The organism is Anaerolineales bacterium (assembly GCA_015075725.1).
Lineage (GTDB): Bacteria > Chloroflexota > Anaerolineae > Anaerolineales > Villigracilaceae > Villigracilis.
This window is the reverse complement of sequence record JABTTV010000001.1, coordinates 3,784,591-3,809,719: the sequence shown is the minus strand read 5'-3', so window position 1 is coordinate 3,809,719 and position 25,129 is coordinate 3,784,591. Positions and strand designations below refer to the sequence as shown.

General features: G+C 54.1%; 29 protein-coding genes. 14 read left to right on the top strand and 15 right to left on the bottom strand.

The genetic code is table 11. The features are described from left to right. Positions 1–71 precede the first annotated feature (71 nt). The 3 genes from HS100_18220 to HS100_18210 all read right to left on the bottom strand — a co-directional run bounded on the left by HS100_18220 (position 72) and on the right by HS100_18210 (position 2,440). Positions 72–1,511: a proline--tRNA ligase gene (locus tag HS100_18220; GenBank protein ID MBE7435859.1), complete on the bottom strand. Its 1,440-nt coding sequence runs from the start codon at positions 1,509–1,511 to the stop codon at positions 72–74. An 87-nt stretch (positions 1,512–1,598) separates the two neighbouring features. Beyond that, positions 1,599–2,126, bottom strand: a complete 528-nt coding sequence (locus HS100_18215; GenBank protein MBE7435858.1) for an LOG family protein — start codon at positions 2,124–2,126, stop codon at positions 1,599–1,601. Further along, on the bottom strand, positions 2,123–2,440 hold the full coding sequence (locus tag HS100_18210) for a nucleotide pyrophosphohydrolase (GenBank protein ID MBE7435857.1): 318 nt from the start codon (positions 2,438–2,440) through the stop codon (positions 2,123–2,125). Before HS100_18210 ends, HS100_18215 begins: the two co-directional genes overlap by 4 nt. Positions 2,441–2,593: 153 nt before the next feature. On the opposite strand from HS100_18210, the gene HS100_18205 reads away from it, so the two are divergent. Further along, entirely contained in the window at positions 2,594–3,835 is a 1,242-nt protein-coding gene (locus HS100_18205) for a CCA tRNA nucleotidyltransferase (GenBank protein MBE7435856.1), read from the top strand. Positions 3,836–3,910: 75 nt separating this feature from the next. After that, positions 3,911–4,483, top strand: a complete 573-nt coding sequence (locus tag HS100_18200; protein ID MBE7435855.1) for a DUF2726 domain-containing protein — start codon at positions 3,911–3,913, stop codon at positions 4,481–4,483. Positions 4,484–4,529: 46 nt separating this feature from the next. Here HS100_18200 and HS100_18195 read toward each other — a convergent pair whose 3' ends face one another. The 7 genes from HS100_18195 to HS100_18165 form a co-directional block, all read right to left on the bottom strand. Continuing rightward, entirely contained in the window at positions 4,530–5,438 is a 909-nt protein-coding gene (locus HS100_18195) for an NAD(P)H-binding protein (GenBank protein MBE7435854.1), read from the bottom strand. Beyond that, positions 5,435–5,788, bottom strand: a complete 354-nt coding sequence (locus HS100_18190; protein MBE7435853.1) for a hypothetical protein — start codon at positions 5,786–5,788, stop codon at positions 5,435–5,437. Before HS100_18190 ends, HS100_18195 begins: the two co-directional genes overlap by 4 nt. Before the next feature lie 13 nt (positions 5,789–5,801). Beyond that, positions 5,802–6,329, bottom strand: coding sequence for a helix-turn-helix domain-containing protein (locus tag HS100_18185; GenBank protein ID MBE7435852.1), 528 nt, complete (start codon positions 6,327–6,329; stop codon positions 5,802–5,804). Between the two features lie 121 nt (positions 6,330–6,450). Beyond that, positions 6,451–7,029, bottom strand: coding sequence for a hypothetical protein (locus tag HS100_18180; GenBank protein ID MBE7435851.1), 579 nt, complete (start codon positions 7,027–7,029; stop codon positions 6,451–6,453). 38 nt (positions 7,030–7,067) lie between these two features. Next, positions 7,068–8,261 carry an amidohydrolase gene (locus tag HS100_18175; protein MBE7435850.1) on the bottom strand — a complete coding sequence of 398 codons (1,194 nt, stop codon included), beginning with the start codon at positions 8,259–8,261 and terminating at the stop codon, positions 7,068–7,070. Between the two features lie 126 nt (positions 8,262–8,387). Continuing rightward, positions 8,388–9,116 carry a PIG-L family deacetylase gene (locus HS100_18170; protein ID MBE7435849.1) on the bottom strand — a complete coding sequence of 243 codons (729 nt, stop codon included), beginning with the start codon at positions 9,114–9,116 and terminating at the stop codon, positions 8,388–8,390. Next, positions 9,100–10,044, bottom strand: a complete 945-nt coding sequence (locus HS100_18165; protein ID MBE7435848.1) for a stage 0 sporulation protein — start codon at positions 10,042–10,044, stop codon at positions 9,100–9,102. The genes HS100_18170 and HS100_18165 overlap by 17 nt, the downstream gene beginning before the upstream one ends. A gap of 90 nt (positions 10,045–10,134) precedes the next feature. On the opposite strand from HS100_18165, the gene HS100_18160 reads away from it, so the two are divergent. Continuing rightward, entirely contained in the window at positions 10,135–11,346 is a 1,212-nt protein-coding gene (locus tag HS100_18160; protein MBE7435847.1) for a cyclic nucleotide-binding domain-containing protein, read from the top strand. 70 nt (positions 11,347–11,416) lie between these two features. Here the strand turns inward: HS100_18160 and HS100_18155 are convergent, their stop codons facing one another. The 4 genes from HS100_18155 to HS100_18140 form a co-directional block, all read right to left on the bottom strand. Beyond that, positions 11,417–11,638 (bottom strand): hypothetical protein, encoded by a 222-nt coding sequence (locus tag HS100_18155; protein MBE7435846.1) that lies wholly within the window; start codon positions 11,636–11,638, stop codon positions 11,417–11,419. A gap of 91 nt (positions 11,639–11,729) precedes the next feature. Beyond that, positions 11,730–12,284, bottom strand: a complete 555-nt coding sequence (gene rsmD / locus HS100_18150; GenBank protein ID MBE7435845.1) for a 16S rRNA (guanine(966)-N(2))-methyltransferase RsmD — start codon at positions 12,282–12,284, stop codon at positions 11,730–11,732. A 4-nt stretch (positions 12,285–12,288) separates the two neighbouring features. After that, on the bottom strand, positions 12,289–13,287 hold the full coding sequence (locus tag HS100_18145; GenBank protein MBE7435844.1) for a uroporphyrinogen decarboxylase: 999 nt from the start codon (positions 13,285–13,287) through the stop codon (positions 12,289–12,291). A gap of 4 nt (positions 13,288–13,291) precedes the next feature. After that, a complete protein-coding gene (locus tag HS100_18140) occupies positions 13,292–13,891 on the bottom strand; it encodes a GNAT family N-acetyltransferase (GenBank protein MBE7435843.1) in 600 nt (199 codons plus the stop codon). A 42-nt stretch (positions 13,892–13,933) separates the two neighbouring features. Between HS100_18140 and HS100_18135 the strand changes: the two genes are divergently transcribed. The 8 genes from HS100_18135 (at position 13,934) to HS100_18100 (ending at position 21,932) form a co-directional block, all read left to right on the top strand. Next, entirely contained in the window at positions 13,934–15,280 is a 1,347-nt protein-coding gene (locus tag HS100_18135) for a bifunctional folylpolyglutamate synthase/dihydrofolate synthase (GenBank protein ID MBE7435842.1), read from the top strand. A gap of 100 nt (positions 15,281–15,380) precedes the next feature. Next, positions 15,381–17,762, top strand: coding sequence for an endopeptidase La (lon, locus tag HS100_18130; protein ID MBE7435841.1), 2,382 nt, complete (start codon positions 15,381–15,383; stop codon positions 17,760–17,762). Positions 17,763–17,888: 126 nt separating this feature from the next. Next, positions 17,889–18,704, top strand: coding sequence for an SDR family NAD(P)-dependent oxidoreductase (locus HS100_18125; GenBank protein ID MBE7435840.1), 816 nt, complete (start codon positions 17,889–17,891; stop codon positions 18,702–18,704). Positions 18,705–18,708: 4 nt separating this feature from the next. Further along, positions 18,709–19,827, top strand: coding sequence for an aminopeptidase P family protein (locus tag HS100_18120; GenBank protein ID MBE7435839.1), 1,119 nt, complete (start codon positions 18,709–18,711; stop codon positions 19,825–19,827). Positions 19,828–19,873: 46 nt separating this feature from the next. Beyond that, a complete protein-coding gene (locus HS100_18115) occupies positions 19,874–20,221 on the top strand; it encodes a VOC family protein (GenBank protein ID MBE7435838.1) in 348 nt (115 codons plus the stop codon). After that, on the top strand, positions 20,218–20,757 hold the full coding sequence (locus tag HS100_18110; GenBank protein ID MBE7435837.1) for a DinB family protein: 540 nt from the start codon (positions 20,218–20,220) through the stop codon (positions 20,755–20,757). Before HS100_18115 ends, HS100_18110 begins: the two co-directional genes overlap by 4 nt. A 34-nt stretch (positions 20,758–20,791) precedes the next feature. Continuing rightward, positions 20,792–20,986: a hypothetical protein gene (locus HS100_18105; protein MBE7435836.1), complete on the top strand. Its 195-nt coding sequence runs from the start codon at positions 20,792–20,794 to the stop codon at positions 20,984–20,986. Between the two features lies 1 nt (position 20,987). Further along, positions 20,988–21,932 carry an adenine nucleotide alpha hydrolase family protein gene (locus tag HS100_18100; protein MBE7435835.1) on the top strand — a complete coding sequence of 315 codons (945 nt, stop codon included), beginning with the start codon at positions 20,988–20,990 and terminating at the stop codon, positions 21,930–21,932. Here the strand turns inward: HS100_18100 and HS100_18095 are convergent. Then, positions 21,916–22,905 carry a serine/threonine protein kinase gene (locus tag HS100_18095; protein MBE7435834.1) on the bottom strand — a complete coding sequence of 330 codons (990 nt, stop codon included), beginning with the start codon at positions 22,903–22,905 and terminating at the stop codon, positions 21,916–21,918. The two genes, HS100_18100 and HS100_18095, sit on opposite strands and share 17 nt — an antisense overlap. Positions 22,906–23,100: 195 nt before the next feature. On the opposite strand from HS100_18095, the gene HS100_18090 reads away from it, so the two are divergent. The 3 genes from HS100_18090 to HS100_18080 are packed head-to-tail and all read left to right on the top strand — an operon-like array spanning position 23,101 to position 25,102. Next, a complete protein-coding gene (locus HS100_18090) occupies positions 23,101–23,757 on the top strand; it encodes an FHA domain-containing protein (protein ID MBE7435833.1) in 657 nt (218 codons plus the stop codon). Positions 23,758–23,762: 5 nt separating this feature from the next. Next, the gene (locus HS100_18085) at positions 23,763–24,236 is read left to right on the top strand and encodes a pyridoxamine 5'-phosphate oxidase family protein (GenBank protein ID MBE7435832.1); all 474 of its coding nucleotides are present in this window, start codon (positions 23,763–23,765) and stop codon (positions 24,234–24,236) included. A 50-nt stretch (positions 24,237–24,286) separates the two neighbouring features. After that, complete coding sequence (locus tag HS100_18080; protein MBE7435831.1) at positions 24,287–25,102, top strand: PIG-L family deacetylase; 816 nt, start codon at positions 24,287–24,289, stop codon at positions 25,100–25,102. Positions 25,103–25,129: the final 27 nt, after the last annotated feature.

Sequence of the window (25,129 nt, the reverse complement as noted above, 5' to 3'; positions counted from 1 at the left end):
GCAGTGATCAGTGGACAGTGACCAGTGATCAGATTACTGTCTACTGATCACTGGTCACTGATTACTGTTTTTTAGTAAGCCTTGGCAAAATAAACTTTGCGTTTACTGGCTTTTCCACAAACCACGCACATGCCTTCTCCCTCGGGTTGATTGAAGGGGATGTTGCGCGTGGTGGCTTTTGCCTCTTCCTTGACCTTCTTCTCACATTCGGTCGATTCGCACCAAAAGGCAAATGCCCAACCGTCTTGCACGACTTTTTTTAGTTCATCGAAGGTCTTCACGTCGTGGATGTTCGAGTCGCGATATTCGGTGGCGCGTTTGAGCAGGGACGCTTGCACGTCGGTCAGCAGAGTCTTGACCGTGTCGGCGATGCCTTCCTGCGAGACAAAAGTCTTGCCTTCCCTGCCGGGCTTGTCGCGGCGGGCGAGAGCGACGGTGCCTTTTTCCACGTCTTTGGGACCGATCTCCACGCGCACGGGTACGCCGCGCATTTCCCAGTCGTTGAACTTGAAGCCGGAAGAAACGTTGTCGCGGTCGTCAAACTTGACGCGCACGCCCGCAGACTTGAGTTCAGCGAAGAGGCGGTCGGCAACTTCCATCACCTTTTCTTTTTCCGCATCATTCTTGAAGATTGGCACGACCACAGCCTGGATAGGTGCGAGGCGGGGCGGCAGGACGAGACCGTTGTCATCGCCGTGCACCATGATCATCGCGCCAATGATGCGGGACGAGATCGCCCACGATGTCGTTTGCGCGTAGGTCAGTTTGTTGTCTTTGTTCAAGAATTGGATCTCGAACGCTTTTGAGAAATTATCACCGAAGTAGTGAGATGTGCCCGATTGCAGCGCGCGCTTGTCCCACATCATTGCTTCAATGGATGTCGTGATCTGTGCGCCTGCGAAGCGTTCTGTCTCGCTCTTGGTTCCCTTGAACACAGGGATGGCGGCTTCTTCGAGGCAGAAGCGTTCGTAGATGTCGAGAATGCGGTACATCTCCTCTTTGGCTTCTTCTTCGCTGGCATGTGCGGTGTGACCTTCATGCCAGTAGAATTCTGCCGTGCGCAGGAAGAGTTTGGTGCGCAATTCCCAACGCATGACCGAACCCCACTGCACGATCAACAGCGGCAGGTCGCGCCATGATTTGACCCATTTGGCATACATGTGACCGATGATGGTTTCGGAGGTGGGGCGGACGGCTAGCTTCTCTTCGAGTTCTTGTCCGCCGCCGTGGGTGACGACCGCCAACTCTGGCGCGAAACCTTCCACATGTTCCTTCTCTTTTTCGAAGAACGACATCGGGATGAGGGTCGGGAACGCTGCGTTGACGTGACCGGTCTTCTTGAATTCGGTATCCAGCCACGAACAGATGTTTTCCCAAAGCGCCCAGCCATATGGCTTGACCACCATGCATCCGCGCACGGGCGAGTAATCCGCCATGTCTGCGCGCACGACCAACTGGTTGTACCATTCGGAAAAGTCGTCTGCTCGGGTGGGTAGTTTGTCTTCAGCCATATTGACCTCGTTTTTCATTGTAGGGGCGAGGTCTCCTCGCCCTGTGATTGTATGATTTTTTGGGCGGCGGAACGCCGCCCCTACGATTTATCCCAAATATTTCACTGCAGTTTGTACATCGCCCGCAAAGTATAACAACTCTCTTTGGTGGGCAGGCATGTAAATTTCAAATTCGCCGAAGAACTGGTCGAAGGTGGACTGCCAACCCCGCCCGATCAGTACCAACGGTCTCCGGGGCAGGGACTCTACGATCATCAAATTCCACATCATCATGATTTCGGTCAGCGTGCCTGCGCCGCCGGGGAGCGCCATTGCCGCATCGCAGCCTTCGATCAGCGCCAGGATTCTTTCATGAAGTGTTTTTTTCCTTCTTTCCTCTTTCACCCAGCCGTTGGCTTTTGTCGGTCTCCAGGCTTCGATGTCTTCACAGGTCACGCCGATGACGTGCCCGCCCGCTTCGTTCGCGCCGCGCGAGACGGCTTCCATCGTGCCCATGTAACCGCCGCTCAATACAACGTGTCCGCGCTGGGCGAGGAGCGAGCCTAGTTCGCGCGCCTCTTCGTATGCAGGTGTTCCTTCTTTCGGCTGCGCGCCGCCAAATACGGTTACGTTCATTTTTCAACATCCCAGGTTCGCGTCTTGTTTGTTTCGATCTTTTTCAGAACCGCCTCTTCCAGGTCGATCTCTGATATCGCAGCCAGTTGCAAAAGATACAGCATCACATCTGCCAGTTCGCTGCCCAATTCATCGCGGTCTTTTATCTCATCGGTAAATTGAAAATGCTCCAATATTTCCGCCGCCTCGATCGAAAGCGAGACCGCCAGATTGCGCGGTGTCTGCGGGCGTTTGCTGTCCGCCTCGTACCATCCCTTCGACTTCACCAGCGCATGCATTTGTTCTGTCAATTCTTTGATCGTCAAATCTTTCATTTTCACCATCCAACAAAAAACGGCTCGCCAAGCCTGGGAGAGCCGTTTGGGCGCGATTAAGCGAACCTAGCCAGACCTGGGGGAGTTACACATTCTAGGGGACGGGTTCGGGTTCAGGGACATGCGCCAGATTATAAGGGTAAAATTGAATTTATGCAAAAGGATGAAGTGCTTCGCCTCTTTCGTGACCCAAACCTGATTCCGCCCGAAAAACAGACTCTACTCTCGAACATTGCCGCCCAATCGGAAGCCCTGCACATGCCTTGTTATCTCGTAGGCGGCTGCGTGCGAGACCTTTTGCTCGGCAGACCGATCAAAGACCTGGATGTCATCGTCGAAGGCGATGCCGTCGCACTTGCTGCGCGACTCGTCGAAGTATATGGCGGCAGGCAGACCTCACACTTCAAATTCCGCACCGCCTTTTGGCATGTATCTGGGTCAGACCATGTGGTTGACATTATCACTGCCCGCAGCGAAACCTACGAAAAGCCGGGCGCGCTCCCCTCAGTAAAACCTTCCACGATTGAAGATGATCTGCGGCGGCGTGACTTCACAGTTAACGCAATGGCATTGCGCGTGGATGGAAAAGGCTTGGGCGAAATCCTCGACCCATTGGGAGGCCGGGCAGATCTCGAGCGGGGAGTGATCCGCTTCCTTCATCCCAATTCTTTTATCGACGATCCAACCCGCATCTTTCGCGCCATCCGCTATGAAGCGCGGTATGGGTTTGATATCGAGCCTGAAACGCTAAGTTCGATAAACCGTGAAGCGCTAAAGGTGCTCGAGTCATTAAGCGGCGAGCGTCTGCGGAACGAATTGGATTTGATTCTCGATGAAAATGAGTCGGCGAAAATGTTGATGCGCTTGGCAGGATTGGGGGTTTTGGGGTCGATCCATCCAAGGATGCCCGAATTCAACCAGGATTATGCCGATTACCTTGAAATGGATGCCCGCCTCGATGTCGCTGCCGACCGGCGGGTGATGGGGTTTATTCTGTGGTTCATCGACCTTTCGGAGGAGGAGATCTTCCTGCTGGTCAACCGGCTGGATTTTTCAAACGAGTTGTCTCTGGCGGTTTGGGCGGGCGCGCAATTGAAGCGCAGTCTTCCTCATCTCGCAGGCTCGCCGCCCAGTGTGTGGACCTATGCATTGGAGAAACTTCCCCTTCTTTCCATTTACGCCGTTTACCTGGTTACGCGTGAAAATGCATTATTGAGTTATATTTCCATCTGGCGGCACGTCAGGGCGCGGACAACGGGTGAAGACTTGAAGAAACTTGGGCTGGCGCCCGGCCCGCGGTTTGGCGAGGTGTTGCACCGCCTCCGCGCCGCCTGGTTGGACGGCGAGGTCACCAATGAATTCGAGGAGAAGGACTTGCTCGCAAAACTTGTATGAAAGGTGTTTGTTGTTGGCGGGGGAAGGTCCCCGAAAATTCTGTGCGGGGAACGATTCCTTATGTATAATGAGAGTATGATCGAGGAAAAACAAATCCGCCTTCCCTATCGCCTGCGAGAGCCCTTCCTGAGTAAAACGGAAGCGGCTCTTTTTCGTTCCCTGACGGACCTGATGGGAGACCGCTACCTGGTCTGTCCCAAAGTTGCCCTGACCGACCTCTTCACGATCGTCCGCCCGAACGAAAATGTGCATTACTTCAACAAGATATTCCGCAAACATGTGGATTTCCTGTTGTGCGACCGAAAAACCTTTGCTCCATCCTTCGGTGTGGAGATCGTCAAACCCATTGCAAAGACAGGCATGCGTGAAGCCGATAAATTCATTGCTGATGCGTTCAGCGATGCGGGTATTCCGCTCGTCCATGTTCCATCGAACGAGAGGTATGTTCCCTCCGATCTGATCGCACTTTTCAAGCTTGCGCTGGTAAATAATGAGAAACCCAGGGCGGGTATGGATTCTGTTCCGAACTGCCCGGTGTGCGGTAAGATGATGGTATTGAGAAAATTTCGCCGCGGCCCGGATGTGGGGAGGGAATATTACGGCTGTATCGACAACCCAAAATGCAGCGGGGTGGTAACGATCGATTAGTTCGAATGGTAATCCAGGAAGGATGAATTGACCCGGATTGGGGATTTCATTGATAATGCCTTTTAAGTTCCGATGCATAACGTATCCCGACGTTGTCGCGGTTTTCCTTCAGCCATTCCTTGAAGAGGATCTTACCGCGTGCGGGCTCCCTCGAAACCAGTAGATTGGCCATCAATCCATCCACTTCTTCAGGGGTAAGGACGACATCTCTGACGAAGAGGCTTATGATCTGGGCGGCGAATAATGCCAGCCGGGGCGGTACAGGGACCAAAGGTCGTTTGTTGCCGATGGCGTCTCCGACCAATTTCACCAGTTCCTTAAATGTGTAAGAGTCTGGCCCTACGGTATCGATGACATAATTATCTTTGGCGTAAACCGCTTCAACGGTAAGGGTCGCAAGGTCCACTACATGCACAGGTTGAATGCCGTATGAACCGTCTCCGGGGAGCAGAAAAAAGGGGAATCGGCGCAGGAGGAAGGCGATATTGTTGATGAGAATATCCTCTCCGCCGCCGACCAGGACGGTGGGACGCAGGATTGCATAAGACAAGCCCGAATCGATGACTGCTTTTTCATTCGCCGCCTTGCCCCAATAATAGGGGAGTGGGGAATCGGCGGAAGGATTGGCGATGCTAATGTGGACGATCCGTTTCACACCCGCCCTGACGGCGGCATTCACCAGGACTTTTGTGTTCTCCACGGCTTTGGGCTGCGTGTTCGTTCCCTTATCGAATCGCACCCAATAGGTGTTGACCAGCACTTCCGCCCCGCGCAGGTTTTCAACCAGTTCTGCCTCATTTGCAAAATTTAACGGATGCGCCTTGACCTTTCCATCGAAGGGATCGGGTCTATTGGGATGATTGGTGAGAGTGATGACTTCCTCACCCTTTTCAAGCAATAATCTGGCAACGTACTTTCCAGTGTAACTGAATGCGCCGGTGACTGCGATCTTCATTTCGCCTCTGCTTTCGCGGGTCGCGGGGCAAATAAAGCAAAGATCGAGACGACGAACCCGACCCCGACCAATCCAAAGAGAAAACCTGCCAGCGTGCCGCTGAGCCTTCCGGCAATCTCAAAGAACAACTCCTCCAATGTGACGGCCTCTGGCCTGTAATTCAAGGCGAGGATGCCCGGCAAGCCGACCAGCACGACGTTCGAGAAAACCGTCCAAAACTGCGCGCGTTCTTCCGTGCCGCATAGGTCAACCAGGACCTTGCGCAGGTACGGGCGGATATAGTTCACGACGAGAGCAGTAACCGCGATGGTCAGAAAAACATGTACGAGAAAACTGATGATGGTATTCATGGGATTCCTTTTCTTATTTCAAAATATTTAAGATCTTGGTGACATTCGAAAGTCCGAGACTTTCCAATTTGATGACGGCGTTCGTCAGACTGTCGATGGCGTTGAAAAAATCCTGGAGGGCTTTGACCCGTTCGTACATGAACGCGATTTCCGCCTCATCGCCCGAGACTGAGCCCGATTCCAATTTCTCGAGCGTTTCCCTCACCCCGCGCAAAGCCCGGTCGAATTCGCTGTGCTGCCGCTCCTTCAAAAGCGAGCGGATGGATGTGTAGAAATCCGTTTCCGCTTCGTAGTAATCTTTGCGGTCTCCCAGTTTGGACGAGCGATGCACCAGTCCCATTCGCGCCAGTGTCCGCACCTCGGTGCTGACCGCGCCCTTTGTTAATCCTGTCTGTTCCACGATCTCATCCAATGCAAGCGGGGCAGGGGATAGATAAACGACCGCAAAGATCGCGCCCATCCCTTTCGGGAAACCCCAAAATCGGCTCATCTGGCTGAGGTTCTCTATGAAATCCTTCTTGAGTTGAGGGAGTTTGGTCATCCTGTCTGCCTTTGATTTAAAACGTTTAGTAATTACTAAACGTAGTATATGTCAAAACCCATCGGATGTCAAGGACGAAAAAACCGCCTTTTCAGGCGGCTCATGACAGGTTTGCGGTTGTCTATGGTTTTGGGGAAAACATTTGGAACAATTCCGCGCCCGATATTCCCATCGCATCGTCGATATACTGCTGGATGGGCACCCGAAAGATGATCCGTTCGGCTTCGCTTTTTTCGAAGGTGAATTCGACGAATCCGTAATTTGGTCCTTCAAGGCTTTCTCGCGGAATTTGTATCACGGTCTCGAGAACCTGGGCGATCCAATTTCCAAAATCCTCTTCCCTGTTTAGTGCGTCCACTTGCAAATGCACGTAGAAATCCGTTTCCATGGCGCCGAAGACAGCAGAGCCGTCCGTTTGGATGCAGTTCTCGCCGAACGCCTGTGCCCGACCCGCAGCTTGTGGATTCATGGCTTTTAATGCGCTGTCGAACTCCGAGGATAACTCAGGTAGATCCAGGTAAGCCCATTGAAAGGCGCAGGGTTGATTTGGATCCGGGGATTCCGTTTCCACAGCTGTTAGGACGATTACTGCTGTTTGGGTTACAGGCTCCGGCGGGGGAGCGGATACGGACCGATATGCGGCAAAAGCCGCTGCGGCAGTTAAAACTGCACCGACAGCCCATTTACTCGCGCGTTTCATGGGTCTCCTCGATACTCATCATTCACCGATCCGAACGATCAGCCTTTTAGCAGGTCTGCGGCGGCGGATGCCATCAATGCCGCGCCGTTGACGAGTGCGCTTTCGTCGAAATCGAATTTGGGATGATGGTGGTTGAAGTTGAGGTTCTTTTCGGCGTTCGCGGAACCGATGAAGAAATAACAGCCATCGGCTTTTTCCTGCATATACCCCATGTCCTCCGCCCCCATGGTGAGATAGGGATTGCTGGCGATCTCGTTCTGGGGGAAGAGGTTTTGGGCGGAATTCATGACACTTGCCGCGACGTTGTCGTTATTGATGACCGGTGCTGTGACTTGTTTGATAAGGATCTCCACTTCGCAGTTCATGGCTTGAGCCGTTCCCCGTACGATCTCTTCGAATCGGCGGTGAACTTTCTTGCGAATCTCCGGCTCAAAAGTGCGGATGGTCCCGCCGAGTTCCGCGGTTTGGGGGATCACGTTGAACGCCGTGCCGGAGTGAAGGGTTGTAACACTTATGACCGCCGGCTTTAGCGGCTCAATGTTACGCGCGACGATGCTTTGCAGTGCGGTGACGATTTGCGATGCGCAGACGATGGGGTCGATCGTCACTTCGGGCTGCGCGCCGTGACCGCCTTTTCCCGTAAGTTTGATGCTGAACAGATCTGCACCCGCCATCACCGGTCCTTCGGCAACATGCAGCCAGCCGACAGGTTTGTCGTTCCAAAGATGAAGCGAAAGGGTCTTTTCCACATTGGGTCCTTCGAGAACGCCGTCGCGCATCATCATTAATGCGCCGCCGACCTCTTCGCCATTCGTTCCTTCTTCAGAAGGTTGGAAACAGAATTTGATATTGCCCGCCAGTTCGTTTTTACGTTCGTTGAGAATCTTTGCCACGGTCAGGCCGATGGCGGTGTGGCCGTCGTGACCGCAGGCATGCATCACGCCGGGATTTTCGGAAGAATATTCCGCGCCGGTGTCTTCATTTATAGGTAACGCATCCATATCGAAGCGGAGCAGGATGGTGGGACCCGGTTTCGAACCTTCGAGAAAGCCGACCACGCCTGTCTTGCCGACACCCTTGGTCACTTCGATGCCGAGAGCTTCGAGTTCCTTTGCCACGATGCCGCCTGTGCGGATTTCATTGAATCCGAGTTCAGGGTGTTTATGAAAGTCGCGCCGCATGGCTTGGGTGTAGGGGAAAAGGTCTTGAGCTTGTTTAAGGAAGGGATTCATGGAAAGCTCCTTTGAATCTCATATCGTTGCGAGGGTGTTCTTGTTATTTGCCCGAAGCAATCCCATGCTTTCTTTGAGATTGCTTTGCCGCCACTGAACGATACCGGCGGCTGGCAGCGACATTGATTACGAATACACGATGACTCTGAACTTCTCTTCATAGCGCGGATTTTCATCCGTGCTGTCGTCGGTTCGGCGGGATTTCAAGCGTTCGACGAGTTTATCCACGTCCTGTACCTGGGATTTATGCCTGAGAACGGCTTGGATTTTTATTTCCCAGAATTCGGTTACATCAAGGAAGGTGTTGGGCTGTTGTGTAAGCGAACACCAGACTTCCTTCGGCATGTGGGGTTTAAATCCCTGCGCGAGCAGGTCGGGGAAGTAGGCGGGGTTGCCCGCCGCAGGGAAGACGGCGTCGAGCACGACTTGCCCGCACGCGCGGTGATCGGGGTGATTGATTCCATATACCGCGAAGAGATTTTGCGGGTCGCAGGTGACGAGGATATCCGGCTTGTGTTTTCGGATTTCTCGAACCACATCCCGGCGGAGGTTCAAGTCAGGGATGAGGTACCCGTCCGGCAGGTCCATGAAGAGAGGCGGCTCTGCCCCAATGGCTGTTGCAGCTTCCGCTTGCTCGAGGTGGCGAATCCCGCAAAGCTTCTCGGGGGTCATTTCCGGATGAGTTGTTGGATTGAAGCCTTTGTCGCCGCAGGTCAGCAGAAGGTATTGGATGATGTGTCCTTCGCGCGACCATTTGGCGAGGGTGGCGCCGCAAAAAAATTCTGGATCGTCGGGATGAGCCAGAATGACCAGAATCTTTTGCTGTTGTTCCCAGGTTTTAGTTTGCCCGGACATTTCTGTTTTTCGATTTGCCGCATGTGCAGCCGCCGCCTTCATGCCGGTCGCAAGGCGCTTCGGATTTTCTGCGCAGGGCTTCGAGCTCATCCCAAGGCTGGATGTCTTCACGCGAAAATGCGAATTGCTGCGGGCGTTCGCCTTCGACCTCGATAAGTACGACGACCTTGTCGCTCATGGGAAGAAGGTCAATCACCTTGCCTTCGCCTTTCGGTGTGACCACGCGCTTATTGCGTTTGGGCAGGGTCTTGCGCGCTTCGACGTATTGCTCGTATTCATAGATGAGGCAGCAGCGCAGGCGCCCGCACATGCCGGTGATCTCATCCGGCGTCAGGGAGATGCCCTGTTCCTTCGCCATCTTGATCGAGATGGGGGAAAAGTCGGTGAGGAATTTGGAACAGCAGCGGGTCTCGATGCCGCACGCGCCCATACCGCCGATCAGTTTCGCCACGTCGCGCGGACCGATCTGCCGCATTTCGATATGCGTGTTAGGGTATTTCTCCGACATATCCTTCCGCAGGGATTTGAGGTCGACTTTTTCCTCCTGGTCGGTGCTGAAGAGGAAGGCAAGGCGCGAGCCGTCGTAGTTGTATTCTGCGGCGACGATTTTTATTGTGTCGAGCAGGCCGATCTCCGATGCGCGTGCGCGGCAATTGATCATGGCTTCCGTTTGTTTGTTTCGCCAGGATTGCTGAAGTAAAAGATCGCGCGGTGTGGCGCGGCGTTCGATGCTTTTCCAGCCGCCTTCGGGGCGTGGGGGCGGTTCCTGAAGGACCTGGATCACTTCCCCGAGATGACGTCCGCGCGAGGTATCCACGATAACGTGTTCGCCGGGTTTGAGATCGGGCAGGGAGGTGGAATCAAAGTGGTAGATCTTGCCGATGGGATTGAATCGCACACCGATAATGTTTTTCATGTCAGGTTGCATGGGTGCAATTATACCTGAGTCGCCCGGGGGCTGAAATTATCATCGAAAAGCAATCTTTTTTATCGCATGGGCTGGGTATACTCACTTGAAATGGACAAGGTAAAGATCCCCGACAAGGTTTCCCTGCTCCGGTTGGCATTCAACGGCCTGGATGAAAATGAATTGGAACAGATGGCTGCACTTACGGAACTCCGGTTGTATCCTGCCGGCCATTTTTTGTGCCGTGAGGGAGAGTACGAAGAGGTCTTTTATATCCTTGCCGAAGGCAGGGTCGTGATCAGCAAATCGGTGGGGGATGGAGAAGGGGAACGTATTTTGCGGACTGCAGGCGCAGGCGACCTGATCGGCGAAATGGCTCTCATCCTGAACGCGCCCCGCTCAGCCACCGTGACAACAACAACGGATTGTACCGTCCTCGAAATGGAAAAATCCGACTTCGAAACGATGTTAAGCCAAAGCCCGCGCATGGCGATGGATATCATCCGCATCACCCTGGACCGGCTGAGGGAGAACGACCAGCGCATGATCGCCGACCTGCAAAAGGCGAACAAGGTTCTGCGTCAATTGGACCGCAACAAGACCGAGTTCATCGACGTCGCTGCGCATGAACTGCGGACGCCCATCACCATCTTAATGGGCTACGCGGACCTCTTGAATACGTCGCCGGAAGTCCGGCACCACCCCAACCTGGCTTTGGCGGCGGAGGGAATCCACAGCGGCGCGGAGAGGATTCATTCCATCGTCAACACCATGCTGGATGTCACCCGCATGGACGGCGAACCTCAAACATTGCGGCTCGCGCCGATTTTATTAAAGCGGACCGTCCTGGATGCGGTGAATGGATTGAGCAAGGCCGCCTCCGAACGGAACATCGAATTGATCCACAACCTCGAGCCGGATACCCCTCTGATCCACGGCGACCCGACCTTGATCCAAAAAGCGTTATATCATCTCATCGTCAATGCGATCAAGTACACACCCGATGGCGGCAAGATAACCATATCCACGAAAATGGCAAAGGCGGCGAACGGGGCGGATGGGGCTTTGATCGAAGTCAGGGATACCGGGATCGGCCTGGACGCGGAACATCACGAACTCATCTTCGAAAAATTTTATCAGGCGGGCAAAGCCATTGTGCATTCCTCCGGTACGACAAGTTTCAAAGGCGGCGGCCCGGGGTTGGGACTTGCCTTTGTGCGCGGTGCTGCGAAGGCGCATGGCGGCCGGGTATGGGTGGAGAGCAGGGGACACGATGAAACGACCTTCCCCGGTTGCGTGTTCTATTTATGGCTGCCGGTTTAACTGGAAATCAAAAAGCGTCCGTCGAAAAACGGACGCTTTTTGATTAATATCCTAATTTCAGAACCGGGCATTACGTTCGAGCGTTGATCTCTGCCAGGACTTTCTTGACCATATCCTCGGTCAATCCTGCTTCCTTGGCTTGGGGCATCGCCAGTATCTGTTTGAGGGTCATGCCTTTTGCCAGGCCGATCATGGGGTTTTTGGAAATTCCAGGCGCATGTTTTTCCAGGATTTCCAGGGCTTGTGTGTCCTTCAATATCTCGCCGACGGTTGTATCCATTGTGTATGCCATTTTATTCTCCTTTTGGTTTTTCAAAAAAACGCAATGACGCGGACATTTACAGTATACGTCATTTTGGGGAAGGAAACGAATCTCATATCGCTTACTTCCGATCGTAGAAAACCAAAAGTGTTTGACCATATTTTCGCTGCTCGCCCTCCACGAGATGGCTTAATTCCGGTTCTTCATACTCAGATGGGTCGATCTGGACGATTGCCGTCCCGTCGTCGCTCAGCCATTCCAAATGATCGTCGAGCCGCTTCAGCGCCTCCACCCACATGCCCTGATATTGCGGCGGCGCGATATAGATATATTCGAATTGTCTGTCTGCTCTGCCCGCCAGCATCGTGAACGCATCACCGCGTTTGACCTCTGCTTTATCTGCGAATTTGCAGTGTTCCACATTTTCTTTGATCGTTTCGATCGGCGCGCGGTTCAGGTCCGTGAATCTCACGAATGAAGCGCCGCGGCTCAGGGCTTCGATCCCGATCGCTCCCGTGCCCGCGAACAGATCCCACCAGTTCGAATCGATCACGTCCCCCGCGAGGATGTTGAACAACGCTTCCTTGACGCGGTCCATCACGGGTCTTGTCGTATCTCCCGGCACGGATTTCAACTTCCTCCCTTTTGCGATTCCCGCGATGACGCGCAGGGTCATAACCTCACCCCTCTCCTGAATGGTGAGGGGAATCGACGCTCTTTCGCGCAGCCATGATATTCTCGTGCGGAGATTCGTAATAAACGACGCATCCCGTACCGAGGATGAACCTCCTGCCATTGGTCTGATTTAAGGCTTCTTGCGCCTCTTTCCTGACCTGGTCCGGATTCCCCGAGTGGAGCGTATCCTGACTTACGCCTCCGCACACCACGCCGCGAAAGAAACTTTGCGCTTCTGCCAGCGATGGGTAGCTTTCGCGGTCGTGCCAGTTGACGATCTGGAAGTTCATCAAACGCAGCAGGGAGAAATAAACATCCCTGCCGTGTAAATGGAGCATATTGCACCAAAGGTCTTTTGCAGGTTGAAGCGTTTTCTGGTCCACAGGCAGGACGAGGAACTTGTATTCTTCCATATCCATCATGCTGCCCTGGGCATGTTGGACTGCATAGAAGATGCCATCCACGCCTGCGCCGTGTGCGGCTTCGATGAATTTCATCGTGGTCGTCGCGATGGTATCCAATCCCTTCAAGACGGCGTCTGGGTGCTTGCGGATGTGTTCCAATAATAACTTGTTCCCTGCCAGGTTCTTTGCCTGCGACATCGGGTTGAAGATCGTTTGTATGACCGGGGTTTCCTTTCCAACTTCTTTGCGAATTTGTTTCAGGCATTTCAATTGCGCGGCAAGATGCGGAGCAGAAGGATCGAGCGGTTTGAGCGATTCCCAATCCCCGGGTTCTTTGATGACGTATTTTAAATAATCCCGTGAACCTTCGGGGTTATTTCGCCATTCATCCTCCACGCCCCAATCTTTGACGGCAAAAGAGGAGGCCGGGGTCACTTTCACGATGTCGAAGTCGTAGGTCTGCTGGAATTTGATCGTCGCCGCGGCAAGACTTTCAGGATTCTGGTCTTCGTTCGGGAAGTGACGCCAGAGCGCGATCGACGTGCGGTCGGTCAATTCCCCGTTCAGGCAGGCTTGAATGCGTTCGCGATGCGTGGTCATTTCTTTATAACTCGCTTTCCAGTCGGTGGCGGTGATAGATTCCTTCGCGGAAGGTCTTGATGATTCTAAATCCGTTCGCCTGCGTCGCTTTCAGGCTGGCGATGTTCGAGGTCTCCACGCTGGCGTAGATTTTTTTATACCCCCGTTTGCGTCCCTCGTCCATGAGGGATTTTTGCAGTTCGCGCCCCAGTCCCCTTCCGCGGTGTTTCGGGTCGACGGTGAAGTAGACGCATTCGACGGTGTTCGGCTCATACATCTGACCGCGGATGGTGACGCTCGAAATAAGCATTTGAAGGAATGCCATCGGCCGGGTAAAGATGACTTTGATAATGTTCCTGACAAACCAACCCTTGTCTTCTGTGAGTTTTGCTGTGAGGGATGATGGCTCTGGTGAGGCGAGGCTGAAACCCATTATTTCTCCCGTCCCATCATCCTGAGCATAAAAGCCGAAAGCCCGCTCATCCTTGATCGCATTCTCGAAATAACGCAAAGCGAAGGGATAGCCCAGCCTGGACAATAAACCTGCGTCATTCATATGGATTTCAGCGATGCGGGGAAGAAGATCACCTGAAATGCCTTTGAGGGTGTGAAAACTGTGCGTCATTTTCTGATTTACGAATTACGGATTACGACTTACAATTTTTGCATGGACATCGAAACCCGCTACAACCTCGCCCTCGACTATCTCTATTCCTTCGTGGATTATAGCCTGAAACACTCGTCCGAGCTTGCCAAGGCGGATTTCAACCTCGACCGCATGTTCAGGTTGATGGATTCTCTCGGAAATCCGCAGGCGAAATATCCCATCATCCATGTGGCGGGGACGAAGGGAAAGGGGTCCGTTTCCGCGTTGTGCGCATCGGCGTTGACGGCGGCGGGATACAAGACCGGCTTGTACACTTCTCCGCATTTGGAGGATTACACCGAGCGGATTCGAATCGATGGTCAGCCGATCTCGCATGACCAGATGGTGGAGTTGGTGGAAGAGATCAAGCCTCATGTCGCAGCGATAGAAAAACTGACCACATTCGAGATCACGACAGCATTGGCGTTCATGGCATTTGAGAAATATGGGGTTAATGCGGCAGTGTTCGAAGTGGGGCTTGGCGGCAGGCTCGATGCGACCAATGTGGTCATACCGAAGATTTCGGTCATTACCTCATTATCTTACGACCACATGGCTGTGCTGGGAAATACCCTGGCGCTCATAGCAGGGGAGAAGGCCGGAATAATAAAGGATTCTGTCCCTGTGGTTTCATCCCCTCAAAAGGAAGAAGCGTTGGAAGTGCTGATGCGTATAGCCAATTTGAGGAATTGTGATTTCACTCTGGTCGGACGGGATATAAATTTTGTCCGAAATAGATCTTCAATCGATGGTCAGACATTGGAATTGAAAAGCGCTGCGTGGGGTAGGGTGGAGTTGACAGTCCCGCTTCTTGGCAAACACCAGGTGGAAAATGCCGCGACTGCCTACACTGCGCTGAAAACCAGCGGGATTCCCATCACAGACGAGCAGATCAAAACCGGATTCCAGCAGGTTGATTGGCGCGGACGGTTTGAAGTAGCCCGCCTCGAACCGCCTGTGATCTTTGATTCCGCCCACAACCAGGATTCGTTCGAAAAATTGCGCGAAACCCTGGATGAACATTTCCCCGGCAGGTTGGTCTATCTCATCTTCGGTGCGTCTGAGGATAAGAACATTCCCGGCATGTTCACGGAGATGAAATCGAAGATAAGGAAGATCATCATCACGCGGGCAGACCATCCGCGCGCTTTGAGCGTGGAGCATATTCAGGGTCTCGCCGCGCAGGCCGGGTTGGAGTCTGAGGCGGCGGTTCCCGTCAAAGATGCATTGCGGCTTGCGCTGGATTTGTCCGCGAATGATGGTAGCATTGTATTATCCGCCGGATCGATGTTCGTGACGGCGGAAGTGATGAGAGAATGGAAATCGATAACATCGCTCATGCCTCCGGAATCGGCGAAGGGAGCGTAATCGAAATGGAATTTATTAGATGAGTCAACCGAATTGGAATGAAGATGAATTTGACCTGACCCTCTCGCAGCGGACGGAGGAACTGTACCGCATCCCAAACATGGAGCCGAAGGCCGATGGTTTGATCGAGGCGTCGGTGCTTCCGCTGCGGGATATGGTCATTTTTCCGCGCATGGTGTCGCCGATCTTTATCGGGCGTGAGGCTTCACTGCTGGCATTGGAGGAGGCGCATACCAAGGAACAGACCGTGATCGGTTTGACCCAGCGCGACCCCGATGTGGAGGAACCGGGTCCGAATGATTTTCTGCCCATCGGTGTGGAGATGGCTGTCGGGCGTTTGCTCGATATGCCCGACGGTTCGCATTCCGCGCTCGTGCAGGGCCGCCGTCGCGTGGAGATCGTGGAGTTTATCCGCCTAAAACCTTACATCAGAGTGCGCGCGCGCATCATCCACGAGTCGACGTCCGCCGACCGGCAGACCCAGGCGTTGATGCGCTCGGTCTTGAATCAGTTCGAACGCTGCATCCAATTGGACAGGTCGATTCCCGAGGAGGCGCATGTCTTTGCTTTGAACATCTCCGAGCCGGGCTGGCTTGCAGATATGATCTCCACTTCGCTCGGGCTTACCTACGAAGCGAAACTGCGGCTGTTGATGATTCTCGACCCCAAGGCGCGCCTCGGACAATTGAACAACCTGCTTGCCGCCGAAGTGGATGTCCTCGAGCTCGAAGATGAGATTCACACCCGCGTGCAGAACGAAGTCGACAAGAGTCAGCGTGAGTATTACCTGCGCGAGCAGATGAAACAGATCCAGACCGAACTGGGCGAGGGCGACATTTTTACGCGCGACGCGGTCGATTTGAAAAAGCGGGTGGAGTCTGCGGCGTTGCCTGAAGAGGCGCGGAAGGTGGCGTTGAAGGAAGTGGAACGCCTCAACCAGATGCCGCCGATGGCTCCCGAAGTGGGCATCATCCGCACCTACATCGATTGGATTCTCGATCTCCCGTGGCACAACCCGACACCGGATAATCTCGACGTGAAACACGCGGCAAAGATTTTGGAGCGCGATCATTTCGGTTTGAAGAAAGCCAAGGAACGCATCCTTGAATACATCGCTGTCCGTTCGCTCAAGCCGAAGAAGGAGCGCCAGCCGATCCTTTGTTTTGTCGGACCGCCTGGTGTGGGAAAGACGTCGCTCGGCCGTTCCATTGCAGATGCGCTCGGACGCAAGTTTGTACGCGTCTCGCTCGGCGGCGTGCGCGACGAAGCGGAAATACGCGGACACAGGCGCACTTACATCGGCGCGTTGCCGGGGCGGATTATCCAGACCATGAAGCGGGCGGGGACTTCCAATCCGTTATTCATGCTCGACGAGATCGACAAGTTGTATTCCGATTTTCGCGGTGACCCGGCTTCGGCGATGCTCGAAGTGCTCGACCCGGAACAAAACCATTCGTTCAGCGACCATTATCTTGAATTGCCATTCGATTTGTCCAGGGTCATGTTCATCACGACCGCAAATTCCTTGGGGAGCATTCCCTCGCCGCTGCTCGACCGCATGGAAGTGATCGAATTCCCTGGCTATATCGAAGAAGAGAAGGTCGAGATCGCCAATCGCTATCTGATTCCGCGCCAGATCGAAGAAACCGGGATCCAAGATCCCGGCCTGAATTTTGAGCCCGGCGCCTTGCAGCGTATCATCCGCGAATATACGTATGAAGCCGGTGTTCGCGGACTCGAGCGCGAGATCAGCCGTGTATGCCGCAAAGTAGCGCGCCTGAAAGCGGAAGGGAAAAAATATCCGACTGTCATCGCGGCGGAGGGAATCGATAAACTCCTTGGACCCCAGCAATTCTTCCCGTCTGAAGCCGAGAGGGCTGACGAGGTCGGCGTCGCCACCAGCCTGGCATGGACGGAAACGGGCGGCGAGATCATGCCTGTCGAGGTTGCCATCATCGAAGGCAAGGGCGGTTTGCAGATGACCGGTCAGATGGGCGAGGTGATGCAGGAATCCGCCCAGGCGGCGATGTCCTATATCAAGTCCCGGTCCGCGAAACTCAAGATCGAAATGGAAGTGTTCGAACGGTTCGATATCCACATCCATATGCCCGAGGGCGGCATTCCCAAAGACGGACCATCGGCTGGAATTACCATGGCGAGCGCCATCATTTCCGCTCTGACCGGGCGGCCCATCTATAAACATGTCGGCATGACGGGGGAGATCACCCTGCGCGGACGCGTCCTGCCGATTGGCGGTGTGCGCGAGAAGGTTCTCGCCGCTCATCGCGCTGGCTTGAAGACGGTCATCCTGCCGGAGAAGAACATGAAAGACCTTGTGGAACTTCCGAAAACGGCAAAATCCGAACTTAAGATCATCCCGGTAAAACACATGGATGAAGTGTTGGAGATCGCTTTGGGAAAGAATCCGATCATCGAAGCGCCCAAACCCAAAAAACGCGCCGAGGAACAAAACGAAGGCTGAGGCGGAGGTCGAAGCGCAATCTTCGAATTTGCCTTCAACATGTCGAAAGGGACAGAACGCAGACCGGCAAATCCGTTTTGCGTTTTTCTTTTTGTGTTTCTTTTTTCGCTTTACAATATCCCCCTCATGAATTTTCGTCCCATCCCGCTTGAAAACAAGGTCGTGCTCATCACCGGCGCATCTTCTGGTTTTGGAGAGGAAGCCGCCAGGATGTTTGCCGAGGAGAAGTGCAAGGTAATCCTTGCCGCGCGGCGCATCGACCGTCTGCAAAACCTAGCTTCGAAGATACAGGACGCGGGCGGTGAGGCGATAGCGATTCCGGTCGACATCGTCAACCCAGACGATATCGAAAACATGATCAAGACCGCCATCGAGCTATACGACCATATCGATATCCTTTTCAACAACGCGGGCATCGGCAGGGTGGGTTGGTACGAAGAACACAGCCTGGACCGGGACATCGACCTTTTGATTAAAGTCAACCTCATCGGCATGATGCGTGTCACCCGGATGATCCTTCCTTACATGATCGCACGGCGGCAGGGACACATCATCAACATGGTTTCAGTTGCGGGTCTGATTGCAGCGCCCCTCATTGCAAGTTATTCCGCCAGCAAACATGGCGCGAGAGCCTTTACTGACGCGTTGCGCCGTGAAGTTGCGCCGTTTGGGATCACGGTCAGCGGGATTTATCCGGGTCCTGCTTCCACCGAGTTTGGGAAACACATCGGCTCGAACGTTGCTTATCAATCGTTTCGTTATAAATTGAAGCTGCGCATGTCATCAACGTACGTCGCGCGTCGTATCGTCGACGTCGCCAAGCGGCCTCGGCGCAGCCTGGTGATTCCCTGGTGGTTCCGCATTGCCACCACAACTGAAGCGATTTTTCCATGTCTTGTGGATTGGATCACCATGATTTTCTCAAAGTTCAAACATAAATAGGAGAATGGAGACTCTTGTGACTCGTTCCCGCCTCGACCGCCTCACCGCCTCTCTCTCGAACTCGAACCTGGATGCCGTTATTCTGAATCCGGGTCCTACGCTGAAGTATCTTACCGGGTTGAATTTTCATCTCATGGAACGCCCCGTGGTTTTATTCGTCGCTCCGGGCAGGGACCCGGTTTTGGTCTTGCCTGAACTCGAACTTCCCAAAGTGGACTTGTTTCCGTTCAAGGTACAGGGCGTGGCGTATGGTGAGAATCCTGCCGAATGGGATGACGCGTTTACAAAGGCGGTGCGATCCCTCGGTTTGGATGCGAAACGCATTGGTGTCGAACCGCGGCAATTGCGGTTGCTGGAATTCAGGTATGTCCGCGCAGGCGCCCCCGAAGCGGATTTCCCCGATGCGACCGATGTTCTCGCAGAACTGCGATTGCGGAAGGAGAAAGCCGAGGTGGAGTCCATGCGCAGGGCTGTGAAGATCGCGCAGGATGCATTGGAGGAGACGCTTCAAAGGATAAAGACCGGCATGACCGAGCGCGAAGTTGCTTCGGAGTTGGTGATGCAGTTATTGAAACACGGTTCTGAATCAGAAATGCCGTTCGCGCCGATCGTCTCTGCGGGACCGAATTCTGCAAATCCGCATGCCTCTCCAACGGATAGAAAACTTCAAGCCGGGGATCTGCTCGTCGTGGATTGGGGCGCCGCGTACGATGGGTATATCTCCGACCTGACGCGCACTTTTGCTGTCGGCGAGGTGGATGAGGAATACCAAAAGATTCACAAAATCGTTCAGGAGGCAAATGCAGGAGGCCGCGCCGCGGCAAAACCCGGCGTTCCCTGCGCGGATGTTGATAAAGCCGCGAGGGGTGTCATCGAAAAGGCGGGATATGGAAAATACTTCACCCATCGCACCGGTCACGGCATCGGCATGGAGGGACATGAAGCGCCATACATGCGCGGCGACAACATGCAGATTCTCGAACCCGGCATGGCATTTACCGTCGAGCCGGGGATTTACCTCACCAATCGCAACGGTGTGCGAATTGAAGACAACATGGTGATTACCGAAAACGGCGCGGAGAGTCTCTCCGATATGCCAAGGGAAATCAGGACGGTCGGTTAATAATTTTGATTGGATGATAAACAGTAAGTTGATTTAGAGGAGCAAAATGAAACTTATTGAGATCGCAAAGTTTACGAACAATGTCGCAGGGATGTCCGCTTTTTATCGTCGATTGCTCGGGACGGACCCCGTCGCTGAATCGCCGGATATGGCGATCTTCATGAACGCAGGAGTAAAGATATTCATTCACAAGATGTATGAGGCGGGCGAAGGCGATTTGCCCCCGGAAGACCACATTGCCTTCGCTGTTGCAGACGTGGATGGAACCCTTGCGGAGTTGCAGGCAGGCGGGTCGAAGGCTGAGGTCGCCCCGAAGGATTATTACTGGGGTCGTTCTGCTTATCTGCGCGACCCGGACGGACAGTTGATAGAGATCACCCAGGAATCAAAATGAATCTTGTAGTTCCAGAATATCTCGACCTGATGGATCGTCAGAGAGAGGCGATTCTCATCTCACTGGGTGGACTGACAGATACCCAGCTTTGGCACAGACCCGCTCCAAAAGAGTGGAGCATCGGCGAGATTCTCGACCATAATTATTTGCTCATGGCTTCGTTTTATCCGGTAGTCAGGTTCTTGTGGAATTATCTGGGTTGGTACGGTCGCTTGCGCAGGAAACGACCATATGATACCGGGATCGAAGACCTGTATCGCTGTCCAAAATTCCCTCAATGGGTCGGCTTCATGTGGACGCCCCGCTACAATACAAGGAAGCCTGTGCCCTTCGATGCTTTGAAAAAGGAACTTCGCGATCTGCATGCGAACGTCCGCGCATTTTATGAAGGCAAGGACGAGGATGTGTTGGGAAATCTTTACTTGTACGATCCGCTCTTCGGCTGGTGCAACTTGATCGTCACCCTGCGCATCGGGATCTATCACGACCAGTTGCATTTCGACGATGTGGCAAAGCAGGCGCGTGCCTTCAAGTAGATAAATGGTAGAATGCAGTCCTTTCGGAGTCTGGATGCCCGTCAAGCTCATTTTGCGGAACAAGGAATACGAGGTCAAAGCCGGGATGGCTTTACTGGACGCGTTGAAGAAATGCAATATCGTCGCGGAATCGGTGATTGCCACGCGGGAGGGGGAGTTGATCACCGAAGATGAGATCTTGAAGGATGGGGAAGTGATAAAACTGGTCGCTGTGATTTCGGGCGGTTGACATGAAATGCAAGAAGTGCGGCGAAAAAGCCTCGGTCAATATGCGCCAGCATCGCATGGCGTTGTGCAGTGAGCACTTCCTTGAATGGATTCCGGAGCAGACCGAACGTTTCATCAAGAAGTACAACATGTTCACACGGAACGAGAAGGTCCTCGTGGCGGTATCAGGCGGCAAGGATTCGCTTTCGCTATGGGATATCCTGGTTCGGCTTGGATACAACGCCGACGGGCTTTACCTCGGTCTGGGGATCGATGGGGGAATCGGCTACTCGGACGAGTCTCACAGGCTTACCGATGAATTTGCCAAAAACAACAACCTGAAACTCCATGTCGTGGATATCGAAAAGGAATATGGCCATTCCATCCCTGTGCTTTCGGAGGTCAGCCATCGCGGGCACGGCAAACCCTGCGCCGTCTGCGGCTTGACCAAACGTCACGAGATGAACCGTATCGCGCGCGACCTCGGTTACGATGTGCTCGCTACCGGGCATAACCTCGACGATGAAGCCGCGGTGTTGTTCGGAAATACCCTGCATTGGGAACCGGATTATCTCTTACGGCAGGGACCCGTCCTGCCTGGAATGGAGGGGCTGGCGCGCAAGGTCAAGCCCTTGTGCCGCTTCTACGAGCGCGAGATGACCGCGTATGCCATCTCCAGGGGAATTGCGTATATCTATGAGGAATGTCCATTTGCGGAAGGTTCGACCCAGATATTTTATAAAGAAGCGTTGAATCAATTGGAGACCGTCCGCCCGGGCACAAAACTGACCTTCTATCTGCGTTTTTTGGAGGCGCGGCAAAGCGGGGAATTGTTTGTGAAGAAAGAAGCAGCTCAAACTCAACTGCATCCTTGTGAGAAGTGCGGGCAGCCCACGTCCGCGCCGGGGTATTGCTCGTTTTGCAGGATGCTCGAAAAAGCGGCTCTTCAACCTACCGAATTACAGTAGCGATCAACCCCACCAGGAACAAACCGAGCGCGATATAACTTGCGATCTGCTCCTGCGAGAAGATGTCGAATTGAGGCGTTTCGAACCCGAAACGGTCGATTTGATTTTGCACAGGCGTTTCTGTCTTGCCGAGCAGTGCATCCCGAAAGGTCAGCACATCGGCGGGACGGTCATCCGGGTGCAGGGACATCGCCCATAAAACGGCTCTTTCCACGGATGGGCTGAGGCGTGGGTTGATGTCGATGGGGGGAGTCAGGCTTCGGCTGGTCAGGAACCGTTTGCGAGCCTCGGCGGGAGGTTCGTTCGTCAATAGATGATAAAGAGTCGCGCCGAAAGAGAAGATATCCGCCCGGGAATCCGTGTGCGTGTCGTCGCCCCCGTATTGTTCGAGGGGCGTATACAGCGCGGTTCCCTGCCCCTGGATGACGGTGATGGTCACTTCGCCGGGAGCCATGATCTTTACCAGGCCGAAATCCACAAGTTTGACCAGCCCGCTCGGCGTAAGTTTGAGATTGCTCGGTTTTATGTCGCGGTGGATGATGGGCGGTTCCTGGCGGTGGAGATAATCGAGCGCGTCCGCGATCTGAACCGCCCAGCCCAGCACGTCCTTTTCCGGTAGGAAGGTGTTGTTGCGCCGCGCTTCCTGCATCAACTGCCGCAGGTCCTTGCCGGGAACGAAATCCATGACGAGATAATCGCGCGTTTCCACCGAAAAGAAATCGGATACCTTGGGCAGGTTCGGGTGGTCGAGGCGCGCGAGCACGGAAGCCTCGCGAAAGAATTGTTCGCGGGCTTGTGCAAGGACTTCTTCCGGGAGAGCCTGGTTGTGCTCCACTTCCTTGAGCGCGCACAATCGGCCTTGCAGACGGGTATCTTCTGCAAGGTAAATACTGCCTGTGCCGCCCCGCCCGATCTGTTCCTGGACGACGTAGCGCTGGCGCAGGATCTCCCCGTTCGTTAACGATGGGGACAAACCTTCTCCTTCTTGTTAAAGCGGCTGTGAACGATCCCGGTGATGGTTTCGGCGTATATCACCGCGCATCCAAATGAAGTGATGCGAAACAATCATGCACAGAATCCCGCTTTTCTGCTATATTATAAACGGCTTTGTAATAATGTAGCACATGTCTGCAGACTTGTGCTGCTGCAGCGAACCGACGAGGAGATTATGGAACGTGAAGAAGAGTTTCCCATTCTTATTGCTCAGGATGGTCCGTTGAAGGGGCAGCGCTGGACGTTGAGCAAAACCCTGATGATGGGGCGCGACCCGAGCTGCGAAGTGCAGGTGCAGGACCGGCAGGTCTCGCGGTTTCATGCGCGCATCACTCCCACGCAGGAAGGCGTTACACTCGAAGACCTCGGCAGCAAGAACGGGACGAATCATAACGGGACGGAGCTCACGGGTCCCATCATGCTGCAGGACGGCGACACGTTCGGCATCGCGCTGGCGCAGCAGTTTACTTTTCTCACCTCCGACGCAACAATGCCGCTGGCTGAGAACGGTCCGCGCGGCGGGCGCTTGATCATGGACCAGAAATCCCGCCAGGTTTGGGTGAACCAGCAGCAATTGAGCCCGCCTTTATCTGCCCAGCAATTCAAATTATTATGGGTCCTGTATGAAAACCATGGCCAGGTTCTGGAACGCGCCAGTCTTGTCAGCGAAGTATGGGGCGAGGAGCAGACCGCCGGCGTTTCGGACCAGGCGCTCGATGCGCTCATCCGCCGGTTGCGCGACAGGCTGTCTGTGCTCGACCCGGAACATCAATACATCAACACGGTGCGCGGTCACGGCTTGCGCCTCGATAACCCGTCGGTCGGGGAGTAGGAATCATGGATGCTCAATCAGAAAAAGTGCTTGCCCAGCTCATCCGCAATGCCCGCATTGCCTCCCTTGGCACCCTGCGCGACGAGTCTCCGCAGGTCTCGATGGTTGCCTTCATACATAACGGGGATTTTTCGGCATTTTATATTTTCGTCAGCCGTCTCGCCCAGCATACAGTGGACATGCAAAAGGACAACCGCGTCTCCCTCATGATCTGCGAAACGGACGACGGCCGTGCCGACCCGCAGACTCTTGCGCGCGTTTCGATTCGCGGGAAGGCCGAATCGATACAGAACGGCGAGCCGGGTTTTACTCCGCTGAAAGCGCAATACCTTGCCCGTTTCCCCGAATCGGAGCAATTGTTCAGCCTGACCGATTTCAGTTTCTGGCGCATCACGCCAAAAGGCGGGCGTTATGTCGCGGGGTTTGCCAAAGCGTTCAACATCACCGCCGAAGCCCTGCAAAAAACTTCACAGCGATAAATTTTGGTGACAGTCATTTTCAGATGGCTGTCACATTTTTAGGAGTCGTCATGGCTGATCTCAAACTGCTCGCCGTCTTTGCGCATCCCGATGATGAATCCATGGGTATGGGCGGGACACTGGCGAAATATTCTGCGCAGGGCGTGGAGACTCACCTCGTCTGCGCCTCGCGCGGGGAGGGCGGCTGGTTCGGTCCCGAAGAGCAGGATCCAGGTCCGGTGCGACTCGGCCAGATTCGCGAAGCGGAACTTCGCAGCGCCTTCAAAGAACTCGGCATGACGAGCCTGTTCTTCCTCGATTATCTCGACGGTCACGTCGACGAAGCGGATCCGCTTGAGGCAATTGGAAGGATCGTCACACATATCCGGCGCATCCAGCCGCAGGTGGTGGTGACCTTCCCGCACGACGGCATTTACGGTCATCCCGATCACATCGCCATCGGGCAGTTTACCAATGCCGCCATCGTCTGCGCCGCGGATTCATCCTACAAAGACGTCGAAGGTCTGCCCCCGCATCGCGTTTCGAAACTGTATTACATGGTGGATGACGAAGCGTTCGTGGACGCCGTCACGCCTTATATCGGCGAGATCACTTTTCCCGTTGGAAGCCAGATGCGCGGCGAAAACGCATGGAAGGATTGGATGGTCACGACCCGCATCGAAACGACGGAATACTGTCGCGCCGCCTGGCGGGCGATTCAATGTCATAAAAGCCAGTTGGCTTCATTAGGCGGGCTCGCTGAATTGGACGAAGATTCCGCTGCTCCCATCCTTGCAATGCAAGGGACGTTCTATCGCGCGTTCAGTTTGGTCAATGGGGGCAGGCAGGTGGAAAGCGATTTATTTAAAGGGCTTGAAATCAGGTGAAAAAAGTTATGGAATAAATTCACAGAA

Bases quoted from the DNA above. Each gene is read 5' to 3' on its own strand.
- rsmD (MBE7435845.1), bottom strand. From the start codon at position 12,284: ATGACCCTGCGCGTCATCGCGGGAATCGCAAAAGGGAGGAAGTTGAAA.
- HS100_18135 (MBE7435842.1), top strand. From the start codon at position 13,934: ATGGACATCGAAACCCGCTACAACCTCGCCCTCGACTATCTCTATTCC.
- HS100_18220 (MBE7435859.1), bottom strand. From the start codon at position 1,511: ATGGCTGAAGACAAACTACCCACCCGAGCAGACGACTTTTCCGAATGG.
- HS100_18155 (MBE7435846.1), bottom strand. From the start codon at position 11,638: ATGGCATACACAATGGATACAACCGTCGGCGAGATATTGAAGGACACA.
- HS100_18115 (MBE7435838.1), top strand. From the start codon at position 19,874: ATGAAACTTATTGAGATCGCAAAGTTTACGAACAATGTCGCAGGGATG.
- HS100_18210 (MBE7435857.1), bottom strand. From the start codon at position 2,440: ATGAAAGATTTGACGATCAAAGAATTGACAGAACAAATGCATGCGCTG.
- HS100_18175 (MBE7435850.1), bottom strand. From the start codon at position 8,261: ATGAATCCCTTCCTTAAACAAGCTCAAGACCTTTTCCCCTACACCCAA.
- HS100_18145 (MBE7435844.1), bottom strand. From the start codon at position 13,287: ATGACCACGCATCGCGAACGCATTCAAGCCTGCCTGAACGGGGAATTG.
- HS100_18125 (MBE7435840.1), top strand. From the start codon at position 17,889: ATGAATTTTCGTCCCATCCCGCTTGAAAACAAGGTCGTGCTCATCACC.
- HS100_18165 (MBE7435848.1), bottom strand. From the start codon at position 10,044: ATGCAACCTGACATGAAAAACATTATCGGTGTGCGATTCAATCCCATC.
- HS100_18140 (MBE7435843.1), bottom strand. From the start codon at position 13,891: ATGACGCACAGTTTTCACACCCTCAAAGGCATTTCAGGTGATCTTCTT.
- lon (MBE7435841.1), top strand. From the start codon at position 15,381: ATGGAGCCGAAGGCCGATGGTTTGATCGAGGCGTCGGTGCTTCCGCTG.
- HS100_18195 (MBE7435854.1), bottom strand. From the start codon at position 5,438: ATGAAGATCGCAGTCACCGGCGCATTCAGTTACACTGGAAAGTACGTT.
- HS100_18215 (MBE7435858.1), bottom strand. From the start codon at position 2,126: ATGAACGTAACCGTATTTGGCGGCGCGCAGCCGAAAGAAGGAACACCT.
- HS100_18090 (MBE7435833.1), top strand. From the start codon at position 23,101: ATGGAACGTGAAGAAGAGTTTCCCATTCTTATTGCTCAGGATGGTCCG.
- HS100_18180 (MBE7435851.1), bottom strand. From the start codon at position 7,029: ATGAAACGCGCGAGTAAATGGGCTGTCGGTGCAGTTTTAACTGCCGCA.
- HS100_18190 (MBE7435853.1), bottom strand. From the start codon at position 5,788: ATGAATACCATCATCAGTTTTCTCGTACATGTTTTTCTGACCATCGCG.
- HS100_18110 (MBE7435837.1), top strand. From the start codon at position 20,218: ATGAATCTTGTAGTTCCAGAATATCTCGACCTGATGGATCGTCAGAGA.
- HS100_18100 (MBE7435835.1), top strand. From the start codon at position 20,988: ATGAAATGCAAGAAGTGCGGCGAAAAAGCCTCGGTCAATATGCGCCAG.
- HS100_18105 (MBE7435836.1), top strand. From the start codon at position 20,792: ATGCCCGTCAAGCTCATTTTGCGGAACAAGGAATACGAGGTCAAAGCC.
- HS100_18205 (MBE7435856.1), top strand. From the start codon at position 2,594: ATGCAAAAGGATGAAGTGCTTCGCCTCTTTCGTGACCCAAACCTGATT.
- HS100_18185 (MBE7435852.1), bottom strand. From the start codon at position 6,329: ATGACCAAACTCCCTCAACTCAAGAAGGATTTCATAGAGAACCTCAGC.
- HS100_18085 (MBE7435832.1), top strand. From the start codon at position 23,763: ATGGATGCTCAATCAGAAAAAGTGCTTGCCCAGCTCATCCGCAATGCC.
- HS100_18170 (MBE7435849.1), bottom strand. From the start codon at position 9,116: ATGTCCGGGCAAACTAAAACCTGGGAACAACAGCAAAAGATTCTGGTC.
- HS100_18160 (MBE7435847.1), top strand. From the start codon at position 10,135: ATGGACAAGGTAAAGATCCCCGACAAGGTTTCCCTGCTCCGGTTGGCA.
- HS100_18080 (MBE7435831.1), top strand. From the start codon at position 24,287: ATGGCTGATCTCAAACTGCTCGCCGTCTTTGCGCATCCCGATGATGAA.
- HS100_18120 (MBE7435839.1), top strand. From the start codon at position 18,709: ATGGAGACTCTTGTGACTCGTTCCCGCCTCGACCGCCTCACCGCCTCT.
- HS100_18200 (MBE7435855.1), top strand. From the start codon at position 3,911: ATGATCGAGGAAAAACAAATCCGCCTTCCCTATCGCCTGCGAGAGCCC.